This window comes from Gilliamella sp. B2717 (assembly GCF_026536675.1).
Classification (GTDB): domain Bacteria; phylum Pseudomonadota; class Gammaproteobacteria; order Enterobacterales; family Orbaceae; genus Gilliamella; species Gilliamella apicola_I.
On the sequence record NZ_JAFNNQ010000027.1, the window covers coordinates 2,157 to 2,359 of the forward strand.

Below are 203 nucleotides of genomic sequence, written 5' to 3' on the forward strand. Positions count from 1 at the left end.
CACAGTAGTGTTTAAATGGGAACATATTATGCCATCGAACTTTGGCGAAAGTGGCTCGGATATGGGTGGCACCAATATGGTTAATTTAATGAGCTTTCACCCGTATAAAACTGGCTTTCCGATTGCTCACTCCGTCGGCATCGGCAAAAACACCTATAACCCACAAGACTATAAAGACGAATGGGAATTTATCCGCCGTTATA